The following is a 24,624-nucleotide window of genomic DNA, read 5'->3' as shown; positions in this document are numbered from 1 at the left end:
GGTAATGCCGAGATCGCGCGCCATGGGCGTCAACAATCCCGCTGGCAGGAACTCGGCCGAAACCAGCGCAAAACTGGTGGCCGCCATCGAAAGAACCGCGAACCAGGTCGCAGCTGTCCATGCGGGTTCTTCTGCGGCCGCCAGGGCAATTGTTGACCCATCAAAATCTGATGTCGTGTCCGTCATGGTCTCTCTCCTTGAGTTGGGAGAGTTTTAGACGAATTTTTCCGGATGATATGTATCTAAAAATCCGAATTTCATGCCTATTCCTCCGAATTTTGTGCGTTGCACAACGTTGGCAGGCAGTGCGTACGAGATATTGGCGCCCGCGCACCTTCTAGAAACAAGGCGTCCGGTCTCGACATGCTTCGCCCTTGCAACGGAGACAGGGCCAGCGGAGCTTTCTTGCCCGACTGCAAACCCTTCCGGGCCGGCAACTTTTCAAACAGTCATCCGTTTATCCATCCATGAACGATGCTGACGCAAATCCTGAACAAGTCGATGCGCCGGCCAAAAGGGTGCAGAGAACGTTCATGCCAATGACGCACCGGATGATCCACTCCCGCCGGAGGAAATAGGGCCCGTCTTGGGCTTGACGCCGCAGCAGACCGAAGAGCTTCGCAAGCGATATCTTCTGAAGCGGTTCCTGATCAGCGCGCGGGGTTTCTGGAGCCGCCATGGGGATGGGCTTGCCTGGCCGTTCTCCATCGGGCTTCTGGCGATGATCGGCGTTAATGTCGGTTTCCAATATGGCATCAACATCTGGAATCGCGGGATTTTCGACGCGATTGAAAAACGGGATGCGTCGACGGTCTACTTTCTCGCTTCCATATTCCCGCCGCTGGTTCTTGGAAGCGTTTTTATTGTGACCTCGCAGGTCTACGTCCGAATGCGCATTCAACGGCGCTGGCGGTCGTGGCTGACCAAGGTGCTTCTCTCCCCATGGATCGCAAATGGCCGCTATTACCAGCTCAACCTGATCGACGGCGACCATCAAAATCCGGAGGCGCGGCTGTCGGAAGAGATGCGGATCGCCACCGAAGCGCCCGTGGATTTCGTGGCGGGCGTCATTGCCGCCTAGGATGATGCAGACGGTGATCGATGAATTGCCCGACGCCACCATCATCAGCGTGGCGCATCGTGCCGAACTGGAGGCCTTCCATAGCCGGAAAATAACCTTGGAGCGACGCGAAGGCGGCGCAAAGCTGGTCAGCGATATCCACCTCATTCCCCATAAAGTCCGATCCCGCTCCCTGCTTCGGCGCATGGTCAAGCGCAGGTAAGTCGCTGCGGCTGTCGGGAAGCCTTGCGGGCATACAGCCTGCGGCATTCTAAGGCGAAGGAATTTCGCCCTTTCCGGTGTTCCCGCCTTGTCCGGCGTCACCCGTAAGAACGGTAGACGGCAATTCGGCGACGTCATAAAATGGCTGACAGAGGAGGCAACGATATACTCTTGGGAGGAAACCAATGCCTATCTTCATGGACCGGCACGAGCTTGCCGGCGTTTCGGCTGCGGATATCGCCGCAGCACATCTTAAAGATCTTAACATCCAGGATCGGTACGGCGTCAGGTTCTTGACCTACTGGTTCGATGAAAGGCGCGGTACGGCCTTTTGCCTTATGGACGCTCCGGACGCCGAAACCGCGCAGTGCGTGCATCGGAAAGCGCACGGGTTCGTCGCCAGCGAGGTGGTGGAAGTCGCCCTGTCGGCCGTGGAAGCGTTTCTCGGGCGAATACAGGATCCGGTGGCGCCTGGGGCCGCCTCGAGAAATATGGACCCCGGCCACCGCGCGATCCTTTTCACGGACATTGTCGGTTCAACCGAAATGACGGCCCGCCTCGGGGATCGCATGGCGGCGGAACTTATCCGGGCACACGATGCCCTCGTGCGCGGTTGTCTGGGGCGGCGCTCGGGGCGGGAAGTCAAGCACACCGGCGATGGCATAATGGCCGTGTTCTCCTCCACGCCATTCGCCGTGGATTGCGCCATCGATATCCAGCGCGAGTTCCATCGCTACAACAGCGACAGGGGCGAGCCCATTCACATCCGTATCGGTCTGGATTGCGGGGAGCCTGTCGAGGACAGCAATGATTTCTTCGGGACTACAGTGCAATTGGCGGCAAGGCTTTGTGCCGCCGCCGGGAGCGACCAGATCCTGATATCGGACAAGACTTTTCAGGAATATGGCGGCGCCGATGTCCTCGTGCACGGCGATCGTTACAGGCTGAAAGGCTTTGCCGAGCCGGTCCTCGCCTATAGTTGTGAGTGGCTGCACTAGCTACGCTTGTGCAGCCACTGAAGGGGCAGAGGTCGCCCGATTTATTCGGCCGTCGCCTGAATGTCGACCTTGTCGAGAAGACCCATCGGATTGTCGGAGGCGGCAACCAGATCGAAAATGCCGAGGCCGTTTGCGCCGGTGGATTTGACCGTGACCGTCAGGGTCCCGGGTTTGCTGATGAACTGCACGAGCGCTTCCACGGCGTTTTGCAGCTTGGGCTGTTCAGCGGCCACCTGCGGCAGCATCATGCTCGCCACCAGAGTCAGAGTGGCGCGTACCTGATCTTCCGTCATGTCGTTCTGCAGGGCATAAAGCTTGATCGCCTTCGCCATCAAACCTTCGTCCTTGATCGTGAGCTTCACTTCGCGGCCGGCGAGCCCGAAGAGCGCCGCCTGCGCGCGATTGACGTCGAAGGAGAAGAACTCTTCCGTAAAACCGCTTACTAGACCGGCAAAATTGACGCTGCCGAAGTCCTTGCTGCTTAGCGAGATGTCGCGGATCACCAGATTGCTGTTCGGTTCGTCCCAGCCGGCCGCAAGGCCATAAGAGAAGGCGAGCGTTTCAAGACCCAGTTTGCGGGCTTCGACGAAAACTTCCTCCTGCGAGTCCGCGGGGATCGGAAGCGTGAGTTCGTCCTGCCTGATCTCGATATCGGTGGGGATGCCGTTGAAGGGCTTGGTCAGCCCCATCTCGAAATTCTTGAGTGAGAACTTGATACGCTCAGGCGTTCCCGTCGTTTCTTCCTTCGGCTTTTCCGGCGCGGCGATGTCGACGTTGATGCCGCCGACGCGCACCCGGCCAAGTTCCGGTATCAGGCGGTTAAACTGAAAGGTCTCGATCTGCGTCTCGTCGAGCGCGATGATCTCGGAAATTCCCTTGATCGTCGAACTCCAGTCAAAGCCCTTGAGGCTTGCTTCCGCGACTTCGATCTTGCCATCGTCGTCGCCGATCGACATGCCATTCAAGCCGAAGTCGAGCTTGCGGCTGTCCATCTGCATGTCGATACGGTCGATGGTGGCCTTGACCCTTTTGTCAGCCGCCCCTTGCTGTTCATCCGGTGCGTCGACCTTGAAGCCGATGAGCTGCATGTCGCTTTTGCCGACCATGTCGAGAATTGAGACGACCTTTGAGAAAAGCGCCTGGCGCGCTTCCGGTGAAAGCTCGTCAGGATTTTGGGTCGTTGTCAGTACTTTCAGGGTCTCCAGTAGCGGCTCGGCTGGCATCCGGGCGGTAAAGCCGTCACTGCGGATTTCATCGTAGCTGAAATGACCGTCTCCGTCAGAAAAGGAGACAGCCTTGACGGAGAGCGGCCCGTAGAGCGGCTTCGCTTCCTTGTCGTCCGGGCCGGCCTTTTCCGTATAGAGCCGGGCGAGATAAGCGACATCGATGTTCTCGCCGGCGATTGCGCCGGTCGACACAACCATATGCTTGTCCTTTATCGCGCCTTCGCTGTCGGGAAGCTGCATCTTGATGTCGTAGCTGCCATTGTCGATAGAGTATCGGGCAATGCGACCGCCGGTGATCCCAGAGAAAGCAAGGTTTCTGTAAACGGTCTTCTGCTCGGTGGTCGCGACGGACTGGGTAAACGTCACCTCCGGCGTGGAGATGTTTGTCGCCGCGAAGCGCTCGATGCGCCGGGGCAGGGAGTTGCCGTTTTCTTCAGCTTGTGCCGGCTTTTCGAATGCGGCATTCTCGACGCGGGCCTGCGCCATCGAAATCTTTCCGGTCGGCACATCGATATCGATGGTCTTCATATCAAGCGCGCCGTCCAGAAACGGAAGTTTCGGACGTCCGTCGATAGCCGCGATCTTGATATTCTTGCCATCTTCAAGCGGCAACGTCAGATCGCGAACATGAATTTTTCCGAGAAAATCGACCTCGATGGAAGTGGCCGTCGCACCGCTGCGGGCAACAAGTTCTTTCACCTTTGCTTCGTAGAAGGTCTTGCCGCCGATGACGCCTGCGGCAGCAACGGCAATAATTGCAACCGCCGCCCAAAGCGCCTTGCCTCGACCCTTGCCGGTCTGGATGGTTTCCTGTTCCACGAAGTGAGTCCTCTCTAACGAACTGATATTCTGGGCCTTTTAAGCACGCAAAAGTTGTTTAGCAAGGGGCCGTGCTGTCTGAATCTTGGCGTGAAATGTTTCGACGCGGATGATGTGTTTCCGCACCCGTACCCCATCGGGTTGAAGCTATCTCCAGAACATGAGCGCCATACCGGCAACGACAAGGGCGGCGCCTGCCCATGCGCCGGGCGCCGGCATTTCCCGTGTTCTCAGCCAAAGAAGCGGCAGGATAATCACCGGCGTCGTCGCCGACAGTGTCGAGACGATGCCGACCTTGCCGCCTGAAAGGGCAAAGAGAAGCAGCGTCATGCCGAAAGCCAGGGCGATGATGCCCGTGAACGCTGTCTGCAGGAACAGGCTTCTGGTCATCGGGCCTCTGGGCCTGACAGCTTCGATGGGCAGCATGGTCAACGCGGTGAGGCAAAGGGCGGCCACCCCGACACGCAGCATGGAAGCGGCAAGAGGATCGATCCCGGTCGCCATCACGGGCCGTGCGATGAGTGAGCCGACCGCTTGGCTGAGCGCCGCCAGAAGGCCGAAGAGCACGCCAAGCCACAGAGGCCCCTTAACGCTCTCCCATTCATGCAGCTGGGCCTTACGTTTGCCGAAGAGGATTGCCAGCAGCACGCCGCTGAGTGTCAGGCCTATGCCGGCAATGGCCCTTGTGGGAAGCTGCTCGCCAAGCACCACCCATGCCAGCAGCGCGGCGATCGGGGCATTCAGCGCAAACAGGATTCCCGAACGGCGCGGCCCCAGCCGGTTGAGGCAGGTGAAGAGCAGCGTGTCGCCAACAAAAATGCCGATGAAGCCGGATAGGAGAAGCGACGACAATGCTTCGGGCTGAAGCTCCCGCCAGGAGCCTGACGCGAGCACATAGACCCCGAGCAGAGCGGCGACAAAAAGCTGCCGCGTCCTGTTGAAGGCGAGCGCGCCAAGCCGCCCCGCCGGACCCGCGGCAAGAAGCCCGGTTATCGCCCAGCACGTCGCGGCGCCCACGGCAGCCAGTTCATAGATCGGCATATTTTCCCCGTCGATTCACAGCCTGCTTCCGGCTGCGGACACTATCCCTGTCTGCACCCATCGCAGATTCCGGGGTTGCCCGCCATACCATAAGCAGCGCCATCAACGGCATGAACCCGCATATGCCCGGGCCGCGCCAGCCGGCACGGTCGCTACGCCACAGATGCGCCGCACTCGCTTAGCCGCCACTACTCGATGTCGGTGAGCACCGGCATCAAGACCGCGAAGCGGCAGTTCATACACCGTGCGTCACGCGCCATTGATGATATTGCAGATGCCCTCGCGGATGACGTTCTTGTCCGCGATCTGTCCTGCCTGAATGTTGAAGACAGCATCAATCCGCACCGCGGCGCCCTTTTGCCGGGCCACGACCCGCAGCGTCTGAATTCTGCCGCTGCCGCTGGTCTCCTGGTGCGCATCGATGGAAGACAGCGCCTTGTTGATCTGGATGCCTGAAAAACCTTCCGCCGCCACGGCCTGAGCCAGCTTTTGAAGCACGGCAGGCGCTTTCGCCTTCGGCAATTCCTGCCAGGACTTGTATGAGACGGCCGTCACCATCGGTACGCCTGAGACAGTGAAGTTCTTCTCGCAGGATGCGGCGAGGGCAGGGCTTGAGAAGGCGATCAGGCCAAGAGCTGCTATGACATATTTCATTTCGGATAATCCAATCGTGGGTAAGGGCTGAAAACTGCCGGCCGCATCAGAATGTCGACCGTTTTCCTCTGTAGGTGGACGGAGGCGGAAGAGCCTCATGGGCCTGAGCCAGCGTTTCAAGCCATGTCGCCAGGCCAGCGGGAACCTCCTCGTTGCCCGCTTCCAGCGCCTCAATCCATGAAAGTTCGCATTGCAGCGCGGACGCAATATTGATCGGCGTCCAGCGGATCACCCGCAGGCATTGATTAAAGCGTTCTGGTGACATGATGATTTGATGTTTTCCCCGTCTTTTCCCGGCGAAGCTCACTCAGGCGGCAGCGAGAGTCAATCTTTTTCTGCAACTTTTGATGGCCCGTTTCCGGCGCTCCAGTTGCATCCGCTGCCCGTTGCCGAACGCAAGGCGCTTGAAGGGGGAAAGGCCCGGTTACGCAAATGAAACGGCCGGGAGACGCATCGGCATTTCATCCCAAGGACCATTCCCCGCGACAAAACTTAGTTAACTTACTAAGTTTTCCCTTGCCCCGTCACGATGAAGCATGATAGTTAGCAACATGACTAAGCATCATCAGGAACTTTCACTGATCTTCCAGGCTCTGGCCGATCCGACGCGACGGGCGATCCTTGCGCGCCTCGGCGGCGGGCCGGCACCGGTCATGGAGTTGTCCGCACCCACGGGGCTGCGTCTGCCCACGGTGATGCGGCATCTTTCCGTGCTGGAGGAGGCGGGGCTGATCATCACTTCCAAGGATGGGCGGGTGCGCACCTGCGCCATCGTGCCCGAAGCGCTGGAGCCGGTAAGCACATGGCTCGATGAGCAGCGGGCCGTGTGGGAGAGCCGGCTTGACCGGCTGGAGGCATTTGCAATGCAGGCCATGAAGGAGGATTCAGAATGACAACGAAATTAGGTCAAAAAAGCGCACACGCTGAACCGCATCAGCCGCAAGACCGTTTTGCGACGCTCAGCTTCGAACGGGAAATCGCCGTTCCGCTATCGGCTCTCTGGCAGGTCTGGCTGTCACCCGCCGCTCGGGCGGTGTGGGCCTCTCCCTCGCCGTCGGTCACAGTGGAATTCCTGGAGGCGGACAGCCGGCTGGGCGGTCGCGAAGTGTCGCTCTGCAAGGTCGCCGGCCAGCCGGATATTCGCTGTGAGTGCGGCTGGTTGGAGTTGCAGCCAACCCGCCGCAGCGTGAATTACGAGGTGGTTTCATCCGGCGGCGTAACGCAATCGGCAGCGCTGGTGACCGCCGATTTTCAGGCTGCGGAAGAGCGTAGCCGCTTGACCGTAACGGTGCAGCTTTCCTCGCTGGCCGAGGATATGCGCGATGGCTATCAACAAGGTTTCAGCGCCGGTCTCAACAATTTGGCCAGCGTGGCCGGGCGAACCATGGTCCTGGAACGAGTGATAAAGGCGCCGCGCAACATCGTCTGGAAAACCTGGATGAACGAGAAGACGCTACCGCAATGGTGGGGCCCTGAAGGGTTTTCCTGCCGCACGAAGAGAATTGACCTGCGAACCGGCGGGGAATGGGTCTTTGACATGATCGGCCCTGACGGCACAGTGTTCCCGAACCATCATCGCTATGTCGAGATCCGGCCCGAAGAGCGGCTTGCCTATACGCTGCTGTGGGGCGAAAACGGGCCGAAACATGCAGACGCCTGGGCCTCCTTCGAAGATCAGGATGGCGGGACAAAAGTTGTGCTGGGCATGGTGTTCAGCACGGAAGCTGAGTTCCAGCAAGCGAAGGGTTTCGGCGCCGTGGAGCTGGGTCAGCAAACGCTGGGCAAACTGGAACGCCTTGCCTCTTCAGCAGCGATCCTCTCGCCTTGAGAATGTTGTTCCGCGTCGTACGCAGCAACCGGACCCGCACGAGCCGCGCGAGGGGAGCGCGATATTAATCGCCAGCACATGGGGTGACGGCGGTCGTAGGCAGACCGCGCCGGACCCCAGAACCACATACGGCTGCAATCAGTGGCGAGTTCCTTGATGAGGCAACGGCTATAGTCCATCCGATCAGCGGGGTAGTGGCACCTGTGTATAGGTGAGCAAGTTTGCTACGCCCCAAGCGAGGAATGGGGCGGAAGCATCAAACGTGCCCATTGACCGGTTGGTATCGTAGCGCATGGCGGGATGTTGCTACCTCAGCCTTTATCTGAAGTCCCATCGGAGTGAATACTATCGGTTATTGCAAGAGGTCCGTGAGCATGGAAACTGGGAAGCTTGGCTGGACTTTCCTAGCCGGCGTCGCCGACACTGGCAATCAAGCGTTTGAGGCAGCTATTCAGATCGTCGATCTTTTCAAGGAAGATCGCGAGCGGATCACCATGGAGAGTGGTAGAGCAGGGTCGACCCTTCGTATTAACGCTTTTCCAGCAGGATCCTTTTCACACAGCGAACCAGATTGTTCAGGTGACGGGTTTGTCCGCGCCAACGGTCAACGCCGCACTCGCCGACCTAAAGCGATTGGGCATCGTTGATGAGGTTACCGGCCGCAAGCGTGGCCGGGTGTTCAGCTATCAACGATACCTTTCGATTCTAGGAGAAGGCACCGATCCCTTGCCTCTCAATTCATGACAAATAGAGGGGCCGAAGGTGCGACTTTCATCAAGGCGGAGAAGACTGAATTTTAGAAACTTTCTCTTCTAATTGCGGCTCGAAGAGCACCCTGGCGAAGCGCTTAAGCGCGATGTGGTTCGTCAGATCATGGAGCGATGCTATCCGGTTGGTACAATCCGCACAGATGCGGAGTTAGCCCCCATCTACCTTTCGATTTCTACTTTTGTGTCCGATGACGATGCAATTTCCGCAGAAATGTGTTGGTCGCACGGACAGTGTCTTCCCAGGTCTCCACCCCTTTCGGCACCAAACCCCCCGCCCACCGCGCGTGGTGCTATCGAGCGGCGCATGCCTAAGGCGGCTGAGGTTTGCCGAAAATAAACCAGCGCGCGGCCGCATGCTCTGCCAGCTCTTGTCTGGCCAATTTAGACATCGGCGCCCTCGGTACACGACAGGAAAAGGCCGTCGGGAAAAATTCGTTCCGCCTCAAAAAATCGTTGACACCCAAAATCGCCGTAGCTACTGTACCAATCAGTAAAGAGTTTACCAAGCAGTACAGACCAACGATTTACAAAGGAAAACCAACATGTCACGTCCTCCGCTCCCCCCTTTCACACGCGAAACTGCTATCGAAAAAGTCCGTCTGGCCGAAGACGGCTGGAACAGCCGCGACGCCGCCAAGGTCGCTTTGGCTTACACATTGGACACCCGCTGGCGGAACCGCGTCGAATTCGCCACCAACCGCGAAGAAGCCCAGGCTTTTCTGGAGCGCAAGTGGAACAAGGAGCATGAATATCGCCTCATCAAGGAGCTCTGGGCGTTCACCGGCAACCGCATCGCTGTGCGTTACGCCTACGAATATCGCGATGACAGTGGTCAATGGTTCCGTGCATATGGTAACGAGAACTGGGAATTCGCAGAGGACGGCCTGATGGCGCACCGCCACGCATGCATCAACGAAATGCCGATTGCTGAAAGCGACCGCTTGTTCCATTGGCCGCTCGGCCGTCGTCCGGACGGCCACGCCAGCCTCAGCGATCTGGGTCTCTAATCATGGCCCGCATGGTCGCTGAAAGATCCGACGCCATCACCGCCCTGGCCGAAGTATTTCGCGAGCATGGATACGAAGGTGCGAGCCTTGCCCTGATCGGCAAGGCCACTGGTCTTGGCAAGGGCAGCCTCTACCACTTCTTCCCGAATGGGAAGGAGGAAATGCTCCAGGCTGTGCTCGTCGAAATCGAGCAATGGTTTGAAGATTCCGTCTATTCTCCACTGCGAGACGGAGACGATGCCGATGCCGCGATCACGGCGATGCTCGATGAAACCGCGAAATACTTCAGGTCGGGCAGGCGCGTCTGTCTCGTCGGCGCTTTGGCTGTTACCAATACCCGAGACCTATTCGCCCAAGCCATCCGAGGTTACTTCGTCGCTTGGGTGGACGCTCTGCAAGCAGCGCTCGTCCGGCAAGGCCGTGACGCTGAGCAGGCACGCCTCCTCTCGGAGGACGCCGTTCTCGCCATCCAGGGAGCGATCATCCTCTCCCGGGCACTCGACGATCCCGCCGTCTTCCAACGCGCAATCGATCAACTTCATTCTCGATTGGCAGCCGATAGAAAGAAGCTCGACGATAATGCTTCGGGTAGCGGGTCGCTTTGATCTCTCGCTGCTCCTTGACCTGAGGCATTTTATCTGCAGGCTCACCGCTATGGCGGGAGTGCGGGCTGCGGACGTCTTGCATTTCGGGAATTCATCGTCGTCGCGATAACCCGAGTGGTTTTTTGCGACGACGTAATCTGCCGCAACGGAGCCGCTCAGCGGTCGATATCTAAAGAGATCCCACAAGAAGACCTTATTACTGGCCACCGCCATAGGTGCGCTTGGCGCCATTCTGTACTTGGCCACGACACTGAGCATGAGACCGGCGTCAGAGCGAGGCTTGCGGTCAAAATCGCTGAGATGGCCGTCGCGGCTTGTGAGGTAGACGGTTACAACGTGTCGGCGGCGGTGACAGATCGATTTGGAGCCCTCCTCGCCCTGATACGCTATGAGAAAGCCGATCCACGCACGATCAACACGTCTGCGCAGAAGGCAGTCACCTCGGTATCGTTGCACAGCCCCACAAGCGCGATGGTGGAGAACTTCATCGACAGCCCGCATGAGGCAGCATTCACAGATACTTCAGGCTACTTTGTTTCCGGGGGCGTTCCTATCAAAGCCGGCGAGGAGACGATCGGCGCGCTTGGCGTTGCGGGCGCGCCGGATGGCGGCTTGGACGAAGATTGCGCCTACGTCGCAATCGAGGAAGTCAAAAGCCTCCTCAAGTGAGATCTCCACAAAATTGTGTGTCTTGAAACCGCGTCTAAGGCTCGGTGACTTTGGAGATTGGACATGACTGGCGCGGAACTGTTCGTTCGGGCCCTTGAGAATGAGCGCGTAGAAAAAAATTCTTGGCATCTCCGGGGAGGAAAATCTCTTCGTGGTCGAAGCCCTGCAGAATCTCGCTGTTATGCTTGGCGTCAGGCGCTCCTCCGTTACCGATGTTCTTCACATATTTGAAGGCGACAAGCTTATCAGGGCAAACAGGAGTTGCATCAAGGTCAGGAATTGAAATCGATTGATCGAAGTCGATGGTAAATCCTACGCGGCGTCCGAGGCGGAACACAATCGACTGATGGCGCTTGGAGTTGCCGGTATCGAAGTTTTGGAAGCCGTTCAGCAGGCGGGCCAGGAACGAACTCACCGATAGGTCAACTGCCTTGCTATAATTCTGTCAGTGGCCGTATCAACCGGTTTTCTCCTGCCTCGCCGTTCTGTGCTGCCATACGGGCGTATCTAGCAGGTGGGATGCTGGTGCGTCGGGCAAAAGCCACGCTGAACGTACTTGCTGATCCATATCCGACCCGTTCGGCTACGTCCTCGATTGCGAGATCACCGCTCCGCAAGAGCTGCCTTGCCAACGCCATACGCCATGTCAGCAGGTATTCCATCGGCGCAACTCCGACTATTCGGCTGAAGCGCGCAAAAAATGCCGAACGGGAGAGTGCCGCCTCTTTCGCCAGATCAACGACGGTCCAGGGATGGCCGGGACGGTCATGCATAGCCCGAAGTGCCGCCGAAAGGCGCTCATCACCAAGCCCTCTGCCAAGGCCCTGTGCCGAATTGATGTCGGTTGAGGACCGTAGTGCCTCGATCAACAGCACCTCAATAAGTCGTTCAAGAACGGGCTCGCGCGCTGCGCGCCGTTCCTGCGTCTCTTCGTCGATCAACTGCATCAACGTCGCAAGTCGGGGTTTGTCCCGAACCAGAATCACGTCCGGCAACAGGGAAACGAGCAGGGCCGCATCCGGTGTGCCGAAGCTGCAATGTCCGATACGCATTCGTAGTGCGGGTTGGCCGTCATGTGGTCCCACACGAAAATGTCCCTCATTGATCTTCGTCGGAACCGTCGCCGGCAAGTCGGCTGTGGCGTTGGAGCTTTCATTGATGATATCGCGCATAGCAGGCGCGAGAATGAAGTCTCCGGCCTGCAGGATAAAGGTTTGTCGGCCACCGAAAGTGACCCGGCATTGCCCTTCCATGATGGCACAATAAAACGGCTCGCCGGTGCCCTCACGATGTATACGCCATGTACCGGCGCACTCCACCAGTTTCGACGCCCGGGCGGCGGGTTGCAGGAGTGTGACGATCTCAGTGAGCGGGTCTCTTGTCATATCGGGACTACTACTAAAGAAATGAGGACGTGAGAATATATAAAGTCTTATTTCGGGTCGCTACCATAATGACACACCACTTATGGAGAAAATAATGCCCGCAATTCTGATAACCGGTTGTTCCTCGGGTTTTGGCCTGGAAACTGCAAAACTGTTCCTCGAAAAAGGCTGGGACGTGATCGCGACGATGAGAACGCCCGACGAGAGCTTACTCCCTGCGTCCGGGCGTCTGCGTGTTCTAGCACTCGATGTCACCGTCCCGGACAGCATCTCACAGCTTGCGGAGGCAACGGGTCAAATCGATGTGCTCGTCAATAACGCCGGCTTCGGAGCACCATCTCCTGTCGAACTGACTGCATCCCAGACCGCACAGGCACTCTTTCAGACGAACACGATAGGCACTCTGGCGATGATCCAGGCCATCGCCCCGCAAATGCGTCGTCGCCGGGCCGGCGTCATTATCAACGTTACGTCATCGGTGACACTGAAGCCGCTGCCGGTCATCGGGGTTTATCGCGCCAGCAAGGCCGCAGTGAATGCGCTCAGCGAGTCCCTTGCTATTGAAATGGAGCCCTTCGGCGTTCGCGTCCACATCGTTTTGCCCGGACGTTCGCCGGAAACGAGTTTCGGCGCCAGTGCCCGCCCACACCTGCGCGGCATGGACGATGCGGACTATGCGCCTCTTCTGCAGCAGTTCGTCAGGAATGTTCAGGACGACAAGGGCCCCGTAACCCACGCGCGCGACGTCGCCGAAGCGATCTGGAAGGCTGCCACCGATCCGTCTGCGCCACTGCGTATACCGGCAGGTGCAGATGCAGCGCAATGGATGGCTGAGGCGGGTCTGTAATCAGCGAAATTGCGATCCGTGGATTTGCTGTCGAGTGTTTGCTGTACCCGACCATTCAAGATCGGGCACAGCGTTTCGAATTCTGGCTCAGACCTGCCGCAGGCCACCATCGACGCACAGTTCGGCACCGGCGATGTAACTCGCCTCATCGCTCAACAGGAACAAGGCAGCTGCAGCCACTTCGGCGGGGCGCGCCATTCGTCCCATCGGGATCGGAGCGACAATCGCCGCGCGCATGTCTGGCTGCACCGCAGCCATCATTTCCGTATCGGTTGGACCGGGTGCGACGACGTTAACGCGTATACCTTTGGATGCCAGTTCTGCCGTCCAGGTTCGTGCATAGGAACGCACCGCTGCCTTGGTCGCAGCATATGTCCCATAGGAAGTGTAACCGCCGCTATCGGCAATTGATCCGACAAGGACGACCGAGCCGCCTTGCCTCATCGCCGGCAGAGCCGCCTGGAACCCGAAGACCATTCCTCGAACGTTGACGTCGAAGTGGCGGTCAAAGTGTTCAGGCGTTATCTCCGTGATCTGAGCGGGCTCAGAAAGACCGGCATTCAAGACCAGCGCGTCGATACGGCCGTGTTCCCGTCTCACTTTTTCGACCGCCTCCCGCATATCTTCGGGAAGCGCGGCATCGGCGACAATGCCGACCGCACCATGACCGATGGCAGTTGCCGCCTTTTCGGCATCTTTGCTTCGACGACTGGTGATGAAGACCATCGCTCCTTCGGCCGAAAGCCGCTCTGCAATTGCCAAGCCGATACCCTTGGCGCCCCCCACAATCAGGGCAACCTTGTTACTCATCCGAGCCATCGTAAGTCCTTTCAATTGATGGTCTCTGCATGATATACGTTAGATATCTGGTATCAATTACGCACCTTAAGTAGCCTAGATATGGACGAGTATACCGACCTTGAAGCGCTCTCTCAGTGCGCCCTTAGAGACATGGCGCAGGTTCGCCCCGTGCTCGACAAGATCGCGGACAAATGGACAATCCTGATTCTGACGGTGATTTGTCCCAGGCCCTCGCGCTTCAACGAGATCAAGCGCCGTCTCGACGGCATCACCCACAAGGCTTTGGCCGATGCTCTAAAGAGGCTTGAGCGGAACGGTCTTGTGACGAGGACTGTCCTGCCGACCCAGCCTGTGGGTGTGGAATATGCGATCACCCCGCTGGGCCATTCGCTGCGGCAACCGTTTGAGGCCCTGTGCTCATGGGCAGCAGCAAACGGCGATAAGGTCGAGGCGGCTGCGCTGCGTTATGACAACAAGGCAAATCATCGCTGATATCGCGATGGCCGCTTGAGCACATGCTGGCCGGAAGGCTCGTCGTTTTTAACCGGAGAGCCATGCTCGCTAAGCAGGGCGTTTCCGCTAATCGTAGGATGGTTTGAATCTACGGTTGCCGAACAGTTCACCTCGTTGAACGAAAAGAGATCGGCACTATCTAGGAGAGATGCGGAAACTCGAGAAGAGCGATATCGAACTGATTAGAACGTGGGTGTTGTCGCCTGCGATGACGCTCGGGTCGTCCGTTCGAGCGAAAGGCATTCTGCAGGAAATGCAGGCCCGACTGACGGCGGCTTTGAAGAAAGCGATTAGCCTGGAGGGCAACGAGATCACGCTCGCGATGCCAGCCCGCGACAAAAACGCGTTCGACGCAGCTGCGAGGATCGTGGCCGGCGTGATGATGGAAGCCGAAACTCTTCCGGTGATTCCGCGAGAGATACAGGACATCCTCGCCATCAAGACGAGCGAGCGACATCGCTGGCTCGCGGATGGGCGTCTCAAGAGCGCCGGGACAAGAACCGTGCGGCTGAACGGCCGTGCCCGGCGGATCACCTTCCATGTCTTCGATCCGAAGGTGGTCGAGGACCTCCTCGATCGCGGGGTCGTGGAAGAGTGGCGGGTGGAGGATGCGGAGGCGAAGGCAGAGAAACGACAGAAAGCGGCCTATCAGAGGCGGCTGGCTCGATCGCTCAAAAAGAAGATGACACCGGGAGACAAGGCGGGTCATAAGGCCGACGAAGGCGCAGCCGACCTTCATGGATGGGGAGAGTTCGACCGGGATGGGTTCCTTCGATAAGCAATCGGACCCAAGGTCGTCGATAAGATGGTGCCTCCAGCGATTTCGCGAGGCTCTCCCTCCAGCGTTACGGAACGTTCTGTTGTTATCACGCAGCATCGATCGTGGCCGCGGGCCTGGGTCGACCCTTCGCGGAATGGAAGGTGGCATAGACTTCCGGCCGGGACGTAACGAAAGCCGCCCCCACCAGAATGTAGAGAAACTTCTGATTGAGGGAACAAACAGGACAAAATTCCCGTTGCTCGTCACAATAATTTCTTTGGAGGCACGTCATGAGACTCAAGCTGGCTTTAAGCGTGGTTCTAAGCGTTACCTTTACTGCGGCAGCGGCGGAAGCGCGGACCCAATTGCATCTTTACGGCACCGTTCCGGTGACGGGTAACCGTGTACTGGAGATGGCCTATCAGGCAGCCCTCGACAGATGCAGTATCGAACGTTACCGATCATATGGCGACGTGGGTTTCTATGTAGGTGCCTATGGCTCCGCCCAGGTGCGCAGCTGCATGTATAGCAAGGGTTTCGTCGTAGAGAACGGTGAGCCTTTCGCATACCCTGTAAAAAAAGCGACCTACCTTTCATGGTGACGAGATCACGAAACGTCGGACGGCGGACCGCCTGAGGGTTACAGCCTCGGAGTGAGGGCCGTCTTCGGAATTCACAAGTTGCTGGTCTCAGCGGCAAGTGATTTTTCAGTTGAGTGACCCGAATCCATATTGAAAATCGGCGACAGAGTATCGATTTCAGGTGATAACCTGGAGGTCGAAATGATCTCCGTTATTTTCGCGTTTTGCGCGCTTGCGGCAACATTCTCTGCCTGTCGGCATTTCGCCGCCAAGGCTCTGCTTGTCCAAAGCGAAATCGACAAGGCCATCGCAAGGCGGTTTGAATCGAGCGGAAAGGTTATCGAACTGGCGAAGCTGCGAGAGGCAAATGCGGTCATGCGTAATCTTCTGCTGGACCTTCTGGAAAACGAAGCAGCTTTTCCAGTCCAGTCAGCACCTCCATCGAGGGTCGATTTGCGCAGGATGGGCGCCGCAAAGGTCCAGAGGTATCGGGAAATTCTTGCTGAAAGTCGGTACGTCTTGCAACAGCGTGGAGCCATTGGGGTCTTCGAAGACCACGGCTCATTTAAGGCCGACCAACGCAGGTCTTTAGTTTAGGAACAGCTCGCGCAGGGTCTTCAAGGGAGTGCTGTAGGAAGAAAGGCCTGAAGTTTTCCTTGTAGAGCGAACGAGGCATCTTCACGCTCTTGGACCGCTTAACCCGATGCGACATTCTTGACAAACCGGTTCTGCGTGGACTCCATCTGGAATTGCCGACGTGTTTTGACTATCAGGGTAGCGCGTCGCAGCTGAAGCGAAGCAAAAAGTGTATTCGCATGAAAGCTGATAAAGGAATCCGGATGTCGATCAGTGTACAGAGAACAATTCCTGCCGAGCGGATGCGCCAGTTCCATCAGATGGTTGATCGGTGGCTGGACGAAGGTCCGATCAAGCTCGCGACCAACGCAACAATAACCGCCATGGAGAACGCCGGCATCCCAAAGGCCGAACAGGCAGCGATCATCGAGGACCGAGACATCATCATGAGATACAATATGCGCCTCGGTGTAATCAGCGAGGTATTCGGTCCCGCCATCGAGAAGGCGGTGGGGTCGTACCGCTCGGGACGTGAAGCACAGGACGAGATCGCGCGTTTGATTGTAACTGCAATGGGTCTCCGACAGGACGATGACAGCGAACAGGTCACGTTCACCTTCACGACCCAGAGTGAGGCAGATGTATTCGAAAAAGCCACTTGAAACATCACATTCCGCCCACTGCGTCGCGTGCGGGTCAGAGCTTGGGAACGTGACCGTCAAGGCGGCTGAAGAGCAGGCAAGATCAGCTCGGGGCTACCATCGATCAATGTGATCTCGTCCTGGCGAACTCATCGATTGTGCGAAGCATGTCGCCCTCGTTAATCTGCACCGACAAGGTTTCACTGTCGTGTTTGCGCGCCGCAAGAACGTTGGCGAGGGACTGCGCTTAGTCATTTCGGCTCTTCATCCTGAAACGCAGTGAGGAAAAGCGAGAATCCGGAGCCTATAAATGGACGGCGGTCACTTGAGAATGGGTGATCGCGAAGACGCGCGTCCTACAAGAATTTCCCCCTTCGACAGGCGTCGACGGCGCCGGTTCTGCGTAACTTCCCCGTAATTTTCGGCGGCCATACGTCTCTGCCTCAACGGTCGATGGACGGCCGCCGTGGCGGTGAATGGAAGGACAGGCATGAAAAAGATTATCTCGGGCGTACTCGTTTGTGTGGCACTGACCGCGTGCAGCCAGACGGAAAAGGGCGCCGGCATTGGTGCGGCGAGCGGTGCTATCATCGGTGGGCTGGCAAGCGGTACCTGGGAAGGCGCAGCAGTGGGAGCCGCCGCAGGCGGCGCGGGTGGCGCTGTGATAGGCAACATCAGCGAACGTAACGACAGGAACCGCCGCGACCGCTGGGGACAACGGGATCGCCGCGACTACAGCTGCAAATACCGGGATTATTACGGTCGCTGCCGGTAGAGATTGCAGCCGGGCTGCCGCACGTCAAAGGTTAGAGTGATACCGACGGACTCCGGTTCTTCGGTTTCCGCGTCCGCAGCAGTTTTATGACATCCGGTAATCTGACGGTCATGACATCGCGAACGTCGAGTTTATCTCGACCAATGGCCGTCGTTTTGCTGTAAGGATGATCGGAACCGATAGTCCGACTTGACTGAGTAGGCGACTATGAAACTTCTACTTATCGAAGACGATCCAGAAATGACGGATGCCTTGAGGGTGGCCCTCTCGCAGCATGGCATCGTTCTTGATGCGGTTGGCGATCTGGCAACGGCGCGGGAAGCGATCGCCATGGCGGACTACGATATCGTCCTTATCGACCGGCAACTGCCTGATGGTGATGGCAGTACCTTCCTTGCGGATTTGCGTGGCGCAGGTTCAAACACGCGATCGATCATCATCTCCGCTCTGAGGTCTACCGACGAGCGCATATCCGGGCTCAATGACGGTGCTGATGATTATTTACCGAAGCCCTTCGAAATCCCCGAACTGGTCGCGAGAATGAGCGCTGTGCTGAGGCGGGTGCCGACAGCAGGCCCGTCCGTCCTGTCGGCAGGAAACGTCACCTATGATCGGGTGTCATGCGATGTGCATGTCAACGGCGTCCGGCTTGGGCTCACCCGAAGGGAACTGCTCATCATCGAGACTCTTTTGAGAAACCGCGGTCGTACCGTGTTGCGCTCGTCTCTTGAGGGGCAGGTCTATTCCTTTGATGACGAAATCCAGTCGAACTCACTGGAATCCAATATGTCTCGCCTGCGCCGAAAGCTTGGCGAAGCGGAGGCCGACATTGTTATCAAGAACATTCGTGGCATAGGCTACTACCTTCATGAGCAGAAATAGGATGACCAGCACATCCCTTCGCTGGCGATTCACTTTTGGTTTTATTGTCCTGCAGCTCTGCGCGGTCATCGCCTCGCTCAGCCTGGTTTTCTATCTCCTTTCTGGCCTCAAGCCCGATGTGGCGATCACGTCCATCTGGCTGTCTCAGGAAATCGCAGACTCGGTTCGTCTCGAGCCGAATGGCCGACCCCATCTGGTTCCGACGGCCGAGCTTAAAGAGATTATACAAGAAGCGCCTGACCTTTGGTTCGTGGCAGACCTTGGAAAAGATATTGTCCTTGCACACGGTACGCCTCCTGAGAAAATTGCCGACAACATGCCATTCCTGCGGGCGTTCAGAAGTGTCGAGCTGCATGGTGACCTGAACGATCCGCTGAGTGTCGCCCGCATGGAGCGTTTCGACACAGAGGCCGGTGAGGCAACGATTTTTGCAGGTGGTGTTTCGATGTCCCAATATGGTGTGACCGTGCTGTTGGGGAACCTTGCCATCGGCGTGCCGGCGCTGATCCTCGTCGCCATTTCCCTGATTGGCGTCCCGTTTGTCACACGCTGGGCTTTGCGGTCCTTCAGCGACCTGACCAGGCGTCTCGACAGGATCGATCTCGACACACGTGGCGCCCTGGTGGAAGAGCGGGGCTTGCCCACTGAGGTGCTTCGTTTGGTGCGCGATATCAACAGGGCGCTGCGCCGTCTCGATAGCGGATTCGAGGCGACGGAGCGCTTCTTTGTCAACGCGGCCCATGAACTTCGAACGCCGATTGCTGTCCTGCAGGTGAGAATTGATACGCTTTCACCGGGTGCGGATAAGACACACCTGCAGACTGCCATCAAGCGACTTACAGCGATCGCAAACCAGCTTCTCGACACCGAGAAGTACCGGCAGAAGCCCCAGCAGAATGCACCTGTCGATCTCAACAGCGTTGTGTCTAAGGTGGTTGCGGACCTTGCTCCCTTAGCAATCGCCGAAGGTTACGAGGTTTCGTTCGATAGCGATGCGGAAAAGCTGTTCGTTCCCGGGGATGCTGAAGCTCTGGAGCGTGCATTCGTCAATCTGGTCCGTAATGCAGTCCAGTACGGAGGCGGAAGAGGACAGATATCGGTCAGTATTAAGGCTGACGGCAGCGTGACCGTCGCCGATCAGGGCTGCGGAATTGCCGGGGATAAGCAGTCGCGTATATTCGAGCCGTTCTACCGGGTCAGCCCTCACGGCTCAGGTGCGGGCCTGGGGCTCAGCATGGTCAACGAGATCGTCACCCGTCACGGCGGCTATGTTGAGCTTTCGTCCGCTCCAGGCAAGGGCAGCACATTTGCCGTACGCTGGCGCGAGAAGCGCGTTTTCCAGCAGCGGTAGGGACCGTCGCCTGCGCCAGTGGGTCAACGCATCTTATTCGTCGATGTTGGCTGGGCACGTCCGCAATCGCGTGATGTGTGGCGGGCGATCGCTGGCACACCATCGCCATTGCGAGCATTCTGTGCCGATCGCTTGGTTTTACAGCGCGTGCCAAACGGATACGCCCGACGACCGCTCCCCGTAATTTTCAGGTAACTCTCGTGACAGAGAAAGCCCGCAAATCTCAATAGCATGGACTACGACTACATGACACGGCACATCACCCGCAAGCATTTCATCCTGGCGGCGGCAACCCTTGTCGGTATGCTGGTCGTCTGGCTCCTGTTTTTGCGTTCGCCGGCGAAGCCTGAACTGGTGACGGCGCAGGCGCGAACGGGTGACATTGAAGAGGTGGTGCTGGCGACCGGGGTTCTCGAACCGCTCGAGCTGGTGCGTGTCGGCGCCCAGGCGTCGGGTCGCATTGAGCATCTGGCTGTCAAGATCGGTGACATCGTCGAGGCTGGCCAATTGGTGGCCGAGATCGATTCTCAGACCCGGCGCAACACCTTGCGGGACCGCGAGGCCGCTTTGGCCAACATCCGCGCCGTTCACGCCGCGCGCAGCGCCGGTCTGGTGAAGGCCGAGAAGGATTTCGAGCGCGAGCGTGACCTGCTGGCAGGTGGTTCCACGCCGCGCGCCCAGTATGACGCTGCGGTTGCGATGCGAGACACAGCACGGGCTGAGGTTCAATCGCTGGACGCTCAGGTCGCCCAAGCGCAGGTCGCGCTGGAGTCTGCGGGTATAGAGCTGGACTATACCCGCATCACTGCCCCAATCGCCGGCACAGTGGTCGCGATCGTCACCGACGAAGGCCAAACCGTAAATGCCCTGCAGACCGCGCCGACGATTGTCATGATCGCACGATTGGACACAATGACGGTGCGCGCGGATATCTCCGAGGCTGACGTCGTGCGTGTACGGCGGGGCCTGCCGGTCTGGTTCAGCATTCTTGGCGATCCGAAGCGCCGTTTCGATGGGGAGTTGCGACAGGTGGAACCGGCCCCGGCCTCCATCGCCAACGAGAGCAACAGCGCCGCTAGCCGGATTGGCTCAACCAACGGCGCGGTTTATTACACCGGGCTGATCGACGTGGCGAATGCGGATGGGGTCCTGCGACCCTCCATGACGGCGCAGGTGTCCATCGTCTTGAGCCGCGTCGGTGGCGCCGTGCTGGTTCCGCTCAGTGCAGTGGAAGGGGCGCGCCGGGCCGGTGATACGGCGCGTGTGCGCATACTGGACGCGATGGGCGAGGTCCAGATTCGACAGGTCCAGGTCGGCATCGATAACGGCGCGGACATCCAGATCCTTCGCGGTCTTCAGGCAGGCGAGACCATCGTCTTGGGAGCATCCACGGACGAACGCATGGATGGCCAGGCTCAACTGGCCGCGGCGAAGCGGTAGGGCGCGCTATGACGGAACCACTGCTCCGCGTACGTAGGGTATCCCGCGCTTTCCCCGCTGGCGACGAGATGGTGCGGGTGCTGAAAGACGTCGACCTCGACATCGAGGCCGGCGAGATGATGGCCATCATCGGGGCTTCTGGCTCCGGCAAGTCGACGCTGATGAACATCCTTGGCTGCCTCGATCGACCGACGGACGGCAGCTACTGGATCGAAGGGCGCGAGACGTCGAAGATGTCCGTGGACGAACTGGCGACGCTACGCCGTGAGCGTTTTGGTTTCATCTTCCAGCGTTATCATCTGCTTGGCGATCTCAGCGCGGCCAGCAACGTCGAGGTGCCAGCCATCTATGCCGGACGCAGCCGATCCGACCGGCACAAGCGAGCGATCTCCTTATTGACCCGACTGGGCCTCGCCGAGCGGACGGGCAATATCCCGGGCAAGCTTTCGGGCGGCCAGCAGCAGCGGGTGTCGATCGCCCGTGCCCTGATGAATGGCGGCGAGATAATTCTGGCCGACGAACCGACCGGAGCGCTGGATACGCACAGTGGTGCCGAAGTCATGAAGATCCTTCGCGAGCTTCACGCCGAGGGGCATACCATCATCCTCGTCACTCACGACAAGAAGATCGCCGAACATGCGGATCGGGTCGTGGAGATCAGCGACGGCGTTATCATTTCCGACGAGCGAAATATATCCAAATCCGCCTCGACGGCCCGTCCCATCCGCGAGCACGCGCCGGGCGCTGGCTGGCGTGGCGCAATTGACCGGATGGCCGAGGCCTTTCGTATGGCGGGCGCGGCAATATGGGCGCACAAGATGCGCTCGCTTCTGACCATGCTCGGTATCATCATCGGTATCGCCTCGGTAGCGGCAATCTCGGCACTGGGCGCCGGCTCGCAGCAACAAATCCTGAGTAGTATCAGTTCGCTCGGCACCAACACGATTGAGGTGCGGGCAGGTAAAGGCTTCGGCGATCTGGAAGCGGGCAAGATACGGACCCTGGTTCCCGCCGATGCAGAAGCGCTGGAGAACCAGCCCTATGTCGACAGCGTGACACCAACCGTCACGACGAGCGTAACTGTCAAGCGTGCCGCCGTGGCCGTCAATGCGTCAGTCACCGGAGTTGGCGCGGACTTCTTTCGTGTACGGGGCCTTGAGCTGGCACACGGACAACTGTTCGACGCCCAGGATGTTATCGCCTACAGCCAGAACGTGGTGATCGACGCAAGCGCCGCGCGAGACCTCTTTCCAGACCGGGTAAACCCGGTGGGGCAGGTCATCCTTCTGGGCACAATGCCGGCGAGGGTCGTAGGTGTGACGAAACGGGAAAACTCCTTCGGCCCGGCGGTTGATACGTTGACCGTCTATGCGCCTTACACAACTGTCATGGGCCGCATGCTGGGTCGTTCGAACGTCGACGGCGTAACCGTCCGTATCAGCGACGATGTCGATCCAGGCAATGTCGAGGCCGCAGTTTCGCGCCTTATCGAGCGTCGGCATGGGGCGAAAGACTTCTTCCTCACCAACTCCGCGACCATTCGCGAGACTATCGAGGCCACCACACAAACCCTGACATTGCTGATTTCGTCTGTCGCCGTAATCTCGCTGATTGTCGGTGGCATCGGCGTGATGAATATCATGCTGGTGTCCGTGACCGAACGCACCAAGGAGATCGGCGTTCGTGTGGCGGTTGGCGCGCGCCGCAGCGACATCCTATCACAGTTCCTGATCGAGGCCGTCATGGTCTGCCTTATCGGCGGCTTCATGGGAGTGATCCTCGCCCTCGGGATCAGCGCTCTTTTTAATTTACTGAGCCCAGACTTCAAAATGATCTTCTCTCCTGGCTCCATTATTGTGGCCTTCGCCTGCTCCACCCTGATCGGAATCGTCTTCGGCTTCCTTCCTGCCCGAAACGCGGCGAGACTTGACCCGATTGAAGCCTTGGCACGCGATTGATGGCTGGAAAACATGTGATGGCGTAGTGAAGAATAGCAGTGGGCATTGCCGTTTTGGAGTTCCAATTGGAAATCAGTCTCGTAAGTAGCTGGAGAACTACGGCGTCGACTCATAAACTCTGGCACCAGATCCTTGCGGCGACGAGCTTTATGGCGGCGAGGTAGTTTTCCGGACGCTTGTCATATCGGGTTGCGATGCCTCGAAACTGTTTGATCCTGTTGAAGAACCGTTCGACAAGGTTGCGGTGTCGATAGACCCCTCACGGCGGCAAATCGCGGCAATGCTGTCTTCGCCACGCAGGCCTTCCAGCACGATGCGGATCTTCTCCTCCCACGAATGGTGCTTGCGTGTGGCCCAGCGGATGTCCTTGACCGTCTTCTCGGCCGCCAATGTCTGCGGCCCGGTTTTCTGTCTCATCTTCGCTTCCTTTGAGTGAGCTACGATGAGCCGAAAATCCTCTCTTCTCGATTAGGCCGTGAACTCATTGAGTGGTATAGGCTATGCAAGTTGGCTAATCGTAATGCATGTTAAAGTTTGTCAAATTGCAACTCGGCCAGGGTTGGGTGGCCGATCCAAATGCCCCAGAGCTGCAGGTTTCAGTTGAGGCCTCCTCCGCCAACGTCCGCTTCCGCTCGTACAGGGTCGTGGACGACAAAAAGCCAACGGGTATTCGCAGGGCTTTGGCCCTGTTTTCGAAGCCCAGTTCGAAATTTGAAGAAACACGGGGCACTTTGAGATTTGCTGGTTGCAGCCGCTGGCGCTGGGACAGCACCAACGATCATGAATGGTATAAGGCGGACGGCCATGGCCGCTACAGCGGCGTTGCTCCTCGTTGGGGCGAGTTCTATGAGTTAATCGGTCCTGACCCCGACCGCGATGCCGTGTCTTGGGAAAATATCGGTGCAGACACCGTCAGTTCTCGGCATTTTCTATACTATTTCCGCGACGAAACGCTCGAATTCATGGCCGAGGATTGGTCTTTTTTCCCAAGTTGATGGCCTAGATTGGCGCTCCCACTTCAGTTTCGTGCCTTTCCTGTAGTCGTATCACCTGATTCAGATTCAGGGATGAGCCATTATGATCTGACCAACTTTGAATGGCGCATGATTTCGACACTCGTGCCTAACAAGCCGCGAGGCGTGCCTCGCGTCGATGACCGACGGGTGCTCAACGGCATCTTCTGGGTTCTACGATCAGGTGACCTTTCTCGCCATG

General features: G+C 58.2%; 26 protein-coding genes and 6 pseudogenes. 22 read left to right on the top strand and 10 right to left on the bottom strand.

Features of this window, described 5'->3' with window-relative positions; all coding sequences use genetic code 11:
• Positions 1-186 (bottom strand): annotated as a pseudogene (locus PL597_RS23585) (MFS transporter); the annotation flags it as partial.
• Positions 187-574: 388 nt separating this feature from the next.
• On the opposite strand from PL597_RS23585, the pseudogene PL597_RS23580 reads away from it, so the two are divergent.
• From PL597_RS23580 to PL597_RS23570, 3 genes and pseudogenes are all read left to right on the top strand, one after another.
• Positions 575-1,078 (top strand): annotated as a pseudogene (locus PL597_RS23580) (ABC transporter ATP-binding protein/permease); the annotation flags it as partial.
• Positions 1,079-1,094: 16 nt separating this feature from the next.
• On the top strand, positions 1,095-1,283 hold the full coding sequence (locus tag PL597_RS23575; RefSeq protein ID WP_269824965.1) for a hypothetical protein: 189 nt from the start codon (positions 1,095-1,097) through the stop codon (positions 1,281-1,283).
• A gap of 184 nt (positions 1,284-1,467) precedes the next feature.
• Positions 1,468-2,280 (top strand): nickel-binding protein, encoded by an 813-nt coding sequence (locus tag PL597_RS23570; RefSeq protein ID WP_271366350.1) that lies wholly within the window; start codon positions 1,468-1,470, stop codon positions 2,278-2,280.
• A 41-nt stretch (positions 2,281-2,321) separates the two neighbouring features.
• Here PL597_RS23570 and PL597_RS23565 read toward each other — a convergent pair whose 3' ends face one another.
• From PL597_RS23565 to PL597_RS23550, 4 genes are all read right to left on the bottom strand, one after another.
• Complete coding sequence (locus PL597_RS23565) at positions 2,322-4,325, bottom strand: hypothetical protein (protein WP_271366349.1); 2,004 nt, start codon at positions 4,323-4,325, stop codon at positions 2,322-2,324.
• A gap of 147 nt (positions 4,326-4,472) precedes the next feature.
• Positions 4,473-5,366 (bottom strand): DMT family transporter, encoded by an 894-nt coding sequence (locus tag PL597_RS23560; protein ID WP_077984396.1) that lies wholly within the window; start codon positions 5,364-5,366, stop codon positions 4,473-4,475.
• A gap of 249 nt (positions 5,367-5,615) precedes the next feature.
• Entirely contained in the window at positions 5,616-6,020 is a 405-nt protein-coding gene (locus PL597_RS23555) for a hypothetical protein (protein WP_003505769.1), read from the bottom strand.
• A gap of 46 nt (positions 6,021-6,066) precedes the next feature.
• Positions 6,067-6,285: a hypothetical protein gene (locus PL597_RS23550; RefSeq protein WP_003505772.1), complete on the bottom strand. Its 219-nt coding sequence runs from the start codon at positions 6,283-6,285 to the stop codon at positions 6,067-6,069.
• Positions 6,286-6,571: 286 nt separating this feature from the next.
• Here PL597_RS23550 and PL597_RS23545 point away from each other — a divergent pair, with 286 nt between their 5' ends.
• The 6 genes and pseudogenes from PL597_RS23545 to PL597_RS23520 all read left to right on the top strand — a co-directional run bounded on the left by PL597_RS23545 (position 6,572) and on the right by PL597_RS23520 (position 10,899).
• Positions 6,572-6,913, top strand: a complete 342-nt coding sequence (locus PL597_RS23545; RefSeq protein ID WP_020009926.1) for an ArsR/SmtB family transcription factor — start codon at positions 6,572-6,574, stop codon at positions 6,911-6,913.
• Positions 6,910-7,848: an SRPBCC family protein gene (locus tag PL597_RS23540; protein WP_271366348.1), complete on the top strand. Its 939-nt coding sequence runs from the start codon at positions 6,910-6,912 to the stop codon at positions 7,846-7,848. Before PL597_RS23545 ends, PL597_RS23540 begins: the two co-directional genes overlap by 4 nt.
• Before the next feature lie 307 nt (positions 7,849-8,155).
• A pseudogene (locus tag PL597_RS26360) lies at positions 8,156-8,592 on the top strand (winged helix-turn-helix transcriptional regulator); the annotation flags it as partial.
• A 568-nt stretch (positions 8,593-9,160) separates the two neighbouring features.
• Positions 9,161-9,625, top strand: a complete 465-nt coding sequence (locus PL597_RS23530; RefSeq protein ID WP_077984391.1) for a nuclear transport factor 2 family protein — start codon at positions 9,161-9,163, stop codon at positions 9,623-9,625.
• A gap of 2 nt (positions 9,626-9,627) precedes the next feature.
• Complete coding sequence (locus PL597_RS23525) at positions 9,628-10,230, top strand: TetR/AcrR family transcriptional regulator (RefSeq protein ID WP_269827427.1); 603 nt, start codon at positions 9,628-9,630, stop codon at positions 10,228-10,230.
• Positions 10,231-10,530: 300 nt separating this feature from the next.
• On the top strand, positions 10,531-10,899 hold the full coding sequence (locus PL597_RS23520; RefSeq protein WP_416372248.1) for a GlcG/HbpS family heme-binding protein: 369 nt from the start codon (positions 10,531-10,533) through the stop codon (positions 10,897-10,899).
• 34 nt (positions 10,900-10,933) lie between these two features.
• On the opposite strand, the gene PL597_RS23515 is transcribed toward PL597_RS23520, so the two are convergent.
• Positions 10,934-11,314 carry a hypothetical protein gene (locus PL597_RS23515; protein WP_271366343.1) on the bottom strand — a complete coding sequence of 127 codons (381 nt, stop codon included), beginning with the start codon at positions 11,312-11,314 and terminating at the stop codon, positions 10,934-10,936.
• Positions 11,315-11,333: 19 nt separating this feature from the next.
• Entirely contained in the window at positions 11,334-12,284 is a 951-nt protein-coding gene (locus tag PL597_RS23510; protein WP_271366342.1) for an AraC family transcriptional regulator, read from the bottom strand.
• Between the two features lie 94 nt (positions 12,285-12,378).
• On the opposite strand from PL597_RS23510, the gene PL597_RS23505 reads away from it, so the two are divergent.
• Positions 12,379-13,131, top strand: a complete 753-nt coding sequence (locus PL597_RS23505) for an SDR family oxidoreductase (RefSeq protein ID WP_271366341.1) — start codon at positions 12,379-12,381, stop codon at positions 13,129-13,131.
• 87 nt (positions 13,132-13,218) lie between these two features.
• Here the strand turns inward: PL597_RS23505 and PL597_RS23500 are convergent, their stop codons facing one another.
• Positions 13,219-13,950 (bottom strand): SDR family NAD(P)-dependent oxidoreductase, encoded by a 732-nt coding sequence (locus tag PL597_RS23500; protein WP_077984385.1) that lies wholly within the window; start codon positions 13,948-13,950, stop codon positions 13,219-13,221.
• 81 nt (positions 13,951-14,031) lie between these two features.
• On the opposite strand from PL597_RS23500, the gene PL597_RS23495 reads away from it, so the two are divergent.
• The 10 genes from PL597_RS23495 to PL597_RS23450 all read left to right on the top strand — a co-directional run bounded on the left by PL597_RS23495 (position 14,032) and on the right by PL597_RS23450 (position 23,409).
• Complete coding sequence (locus tag PL597_RS23495) at positions 14,032-14,424, top strand: winged helix-turn-helix transcriptional regulator (RefSeq protein WP_077984384.1); 393 nt, start codon at positions 14,032-14,034, stop codon at positions 14,422-14,424.
• Between the two features lie 169 nt (positions 14,425-14,593).
• The gene (locus tag PL597_RS23490) at positions 14,594-15,223 is read left to right on the top strand and encodes a hypothetical protein (protein WP_269824976.1); all 630 of its coding nucleotides are present in this window, start codon (positions 14,594-14,596) and stop codon (positions 15,221-15,223) included.
• Between the two features lie 272 nt (positions 15,224-15,495).
• Complete coding sequence (locus tag PL597_RS23485; RefSeq protein WP_269824977.1) at positions 15,496-15,807, top strand: hypothetical protein; 312 nt, start codon at positions 15,496-15,498, stop codon at positions 15,805-15,807.
• A gap of 129 nt (positions 15,808-15,936) precedes the next feature.
• The gene (locus tag PL597_RS23480; RefSeq protein ID WP_271366340.1) at positions 15,937-16,383 is read left to right on the top strand and encodes a hypothetical protein; all 447 of its coding nucleotides are present in this window, start codon (positions 15,937-15,939) and stop codon (positions 16,381-16,383) included.
• Between the two features lie 218 nt (positions 16,384-16,601).
• Positions 16,602-17,024, top strand: a complete 423-nt coding sequence (locus PL597_RS23475) for a hypothetical protein (RefSeq protein ID WP_269827420.1) — start codon at positions 16,602-16,604, stop codon at positions 17,022-17,024.
• 469 nt (positions 17,025-17,493) lie between these two features.
• A complete protein-coding gene (locus PL597_RS23470; RefSeq protein WP_077984381.1) occupies positions 17,494-17,778 on the top strand; it encodes a YMGG-like glycine zipper-containing protein in 285 nt (94 codons plus the stop codon).
• Between the two features lie 207 nt (positions 17,779-17,985).
• Positions 17,986-18,660, top strand: coding sequence for a response regulator transcription factor (locus PL597_RS23465; RefSeq protein WP_173991717.1), 675 nt, complete (start codon positions 17,986-17,988; stop codon positions 18,658-18,660).
• Position 18,661: 1 nt separating this feature from the next.
• The gene (locus PL597_RS23460) at positions 18,662-20,011 is read left to right on the top strand and encodes a sensor histidine kinase (RefSeq protein WP_269824980.1); all 1,350 of its coding nucleotides are present in this window, start codon (positions 18,662-18,664) and stop codon (positions 20,009-20,011) included.
• Between the two features lie 231 nt (positions 20,012-20,242).
• Positions 20,243-21,451, top strand: a complete 1,209-nt coding sequence (locus PL597_RS23455) for an efflux RND transporter periplasmic adaptor subunit (RefSeq protein ID WP_271366339.1) — start codon at positions 20,243-20,245, stop codon at positions 21,449-21,451.
• A gap of 8 nt (positions 21,452-21,459) precedes the next feature.
• A complete protein-coding gene (locus tag PL597_RS23450; protein WP_271366338.1) occupies positions 21,460-23,409 on the top strand; it encodes a MacB family efflux pump subunit in 1,950 nt (649 codons plus the stop codon).
• Positions 23,410-23,518: 109 nt separating this feature from the next.
• Here PL597_RS23450 and PL597_RS23445 read toward each other — a convergent pair.
• Together PL597_RS23445 and PL597_RS23440 are read right to left on the bottom strand one after the other, a co-directional pair.
• A pseudogene (locus tag PL597_RS23445) lies at positions 23,519-23,665 on the bottom strand (transposase); the annotation flags it as partial.
• Positions 23,665-23,826: pseudogene (locus PL597_RS23440) on the bottom strand (IS3 family transposase); the annotation flags it as partial. The pseudogenes PL597_RS23440 and PL597_RS23445, both read right to left, overlap by 1 nt.
• 107 nt (positions 23,827-23,933) lie before the next feature.
• Between PL597_RS23440 and PL597_RS23435 the strand changes: the two are divergent.
• Both PL597_RS23435 and PL597_RS23430 read left to right on the top strand, forming a co-directional pair.
• Positions 23,934-24,404 (top strand): hypothetical protein, encoded by a 471-nt coding sequence (locus PL597_RS23435; protein WP_271366337.1) that lies wholly within the window; start codon positions 23,934-23,936, stop codon positions 24,402-24,404.
• 72 nt (positions 24,405-24,476) lie between these two features.
• A pseudogene (locus PL597_RS23430) lies at positions 24,477-24,608 on the top strand (transposase); the annotation flags it as partial.
• Positions 24,609-24,624 lie beyond the last annotated feature (16 nt).

It is taken from the genome of Agrobacterium sp. ST15.13.013, assembly GCF_027956525.1.
In the GTDB taxonomy this organism is placed as follows: Bacteria; Pseudomonadota; Alphaproteobacteria; order Rhizobiales; family Rhizobiaceae; genus Agrobacterium; species Agrobacterium salinitolerans.
Note: the sequence above shows the minus strand (reverse complement) of the source record. Positions and strands in the feature narration are given on the sequence as shown.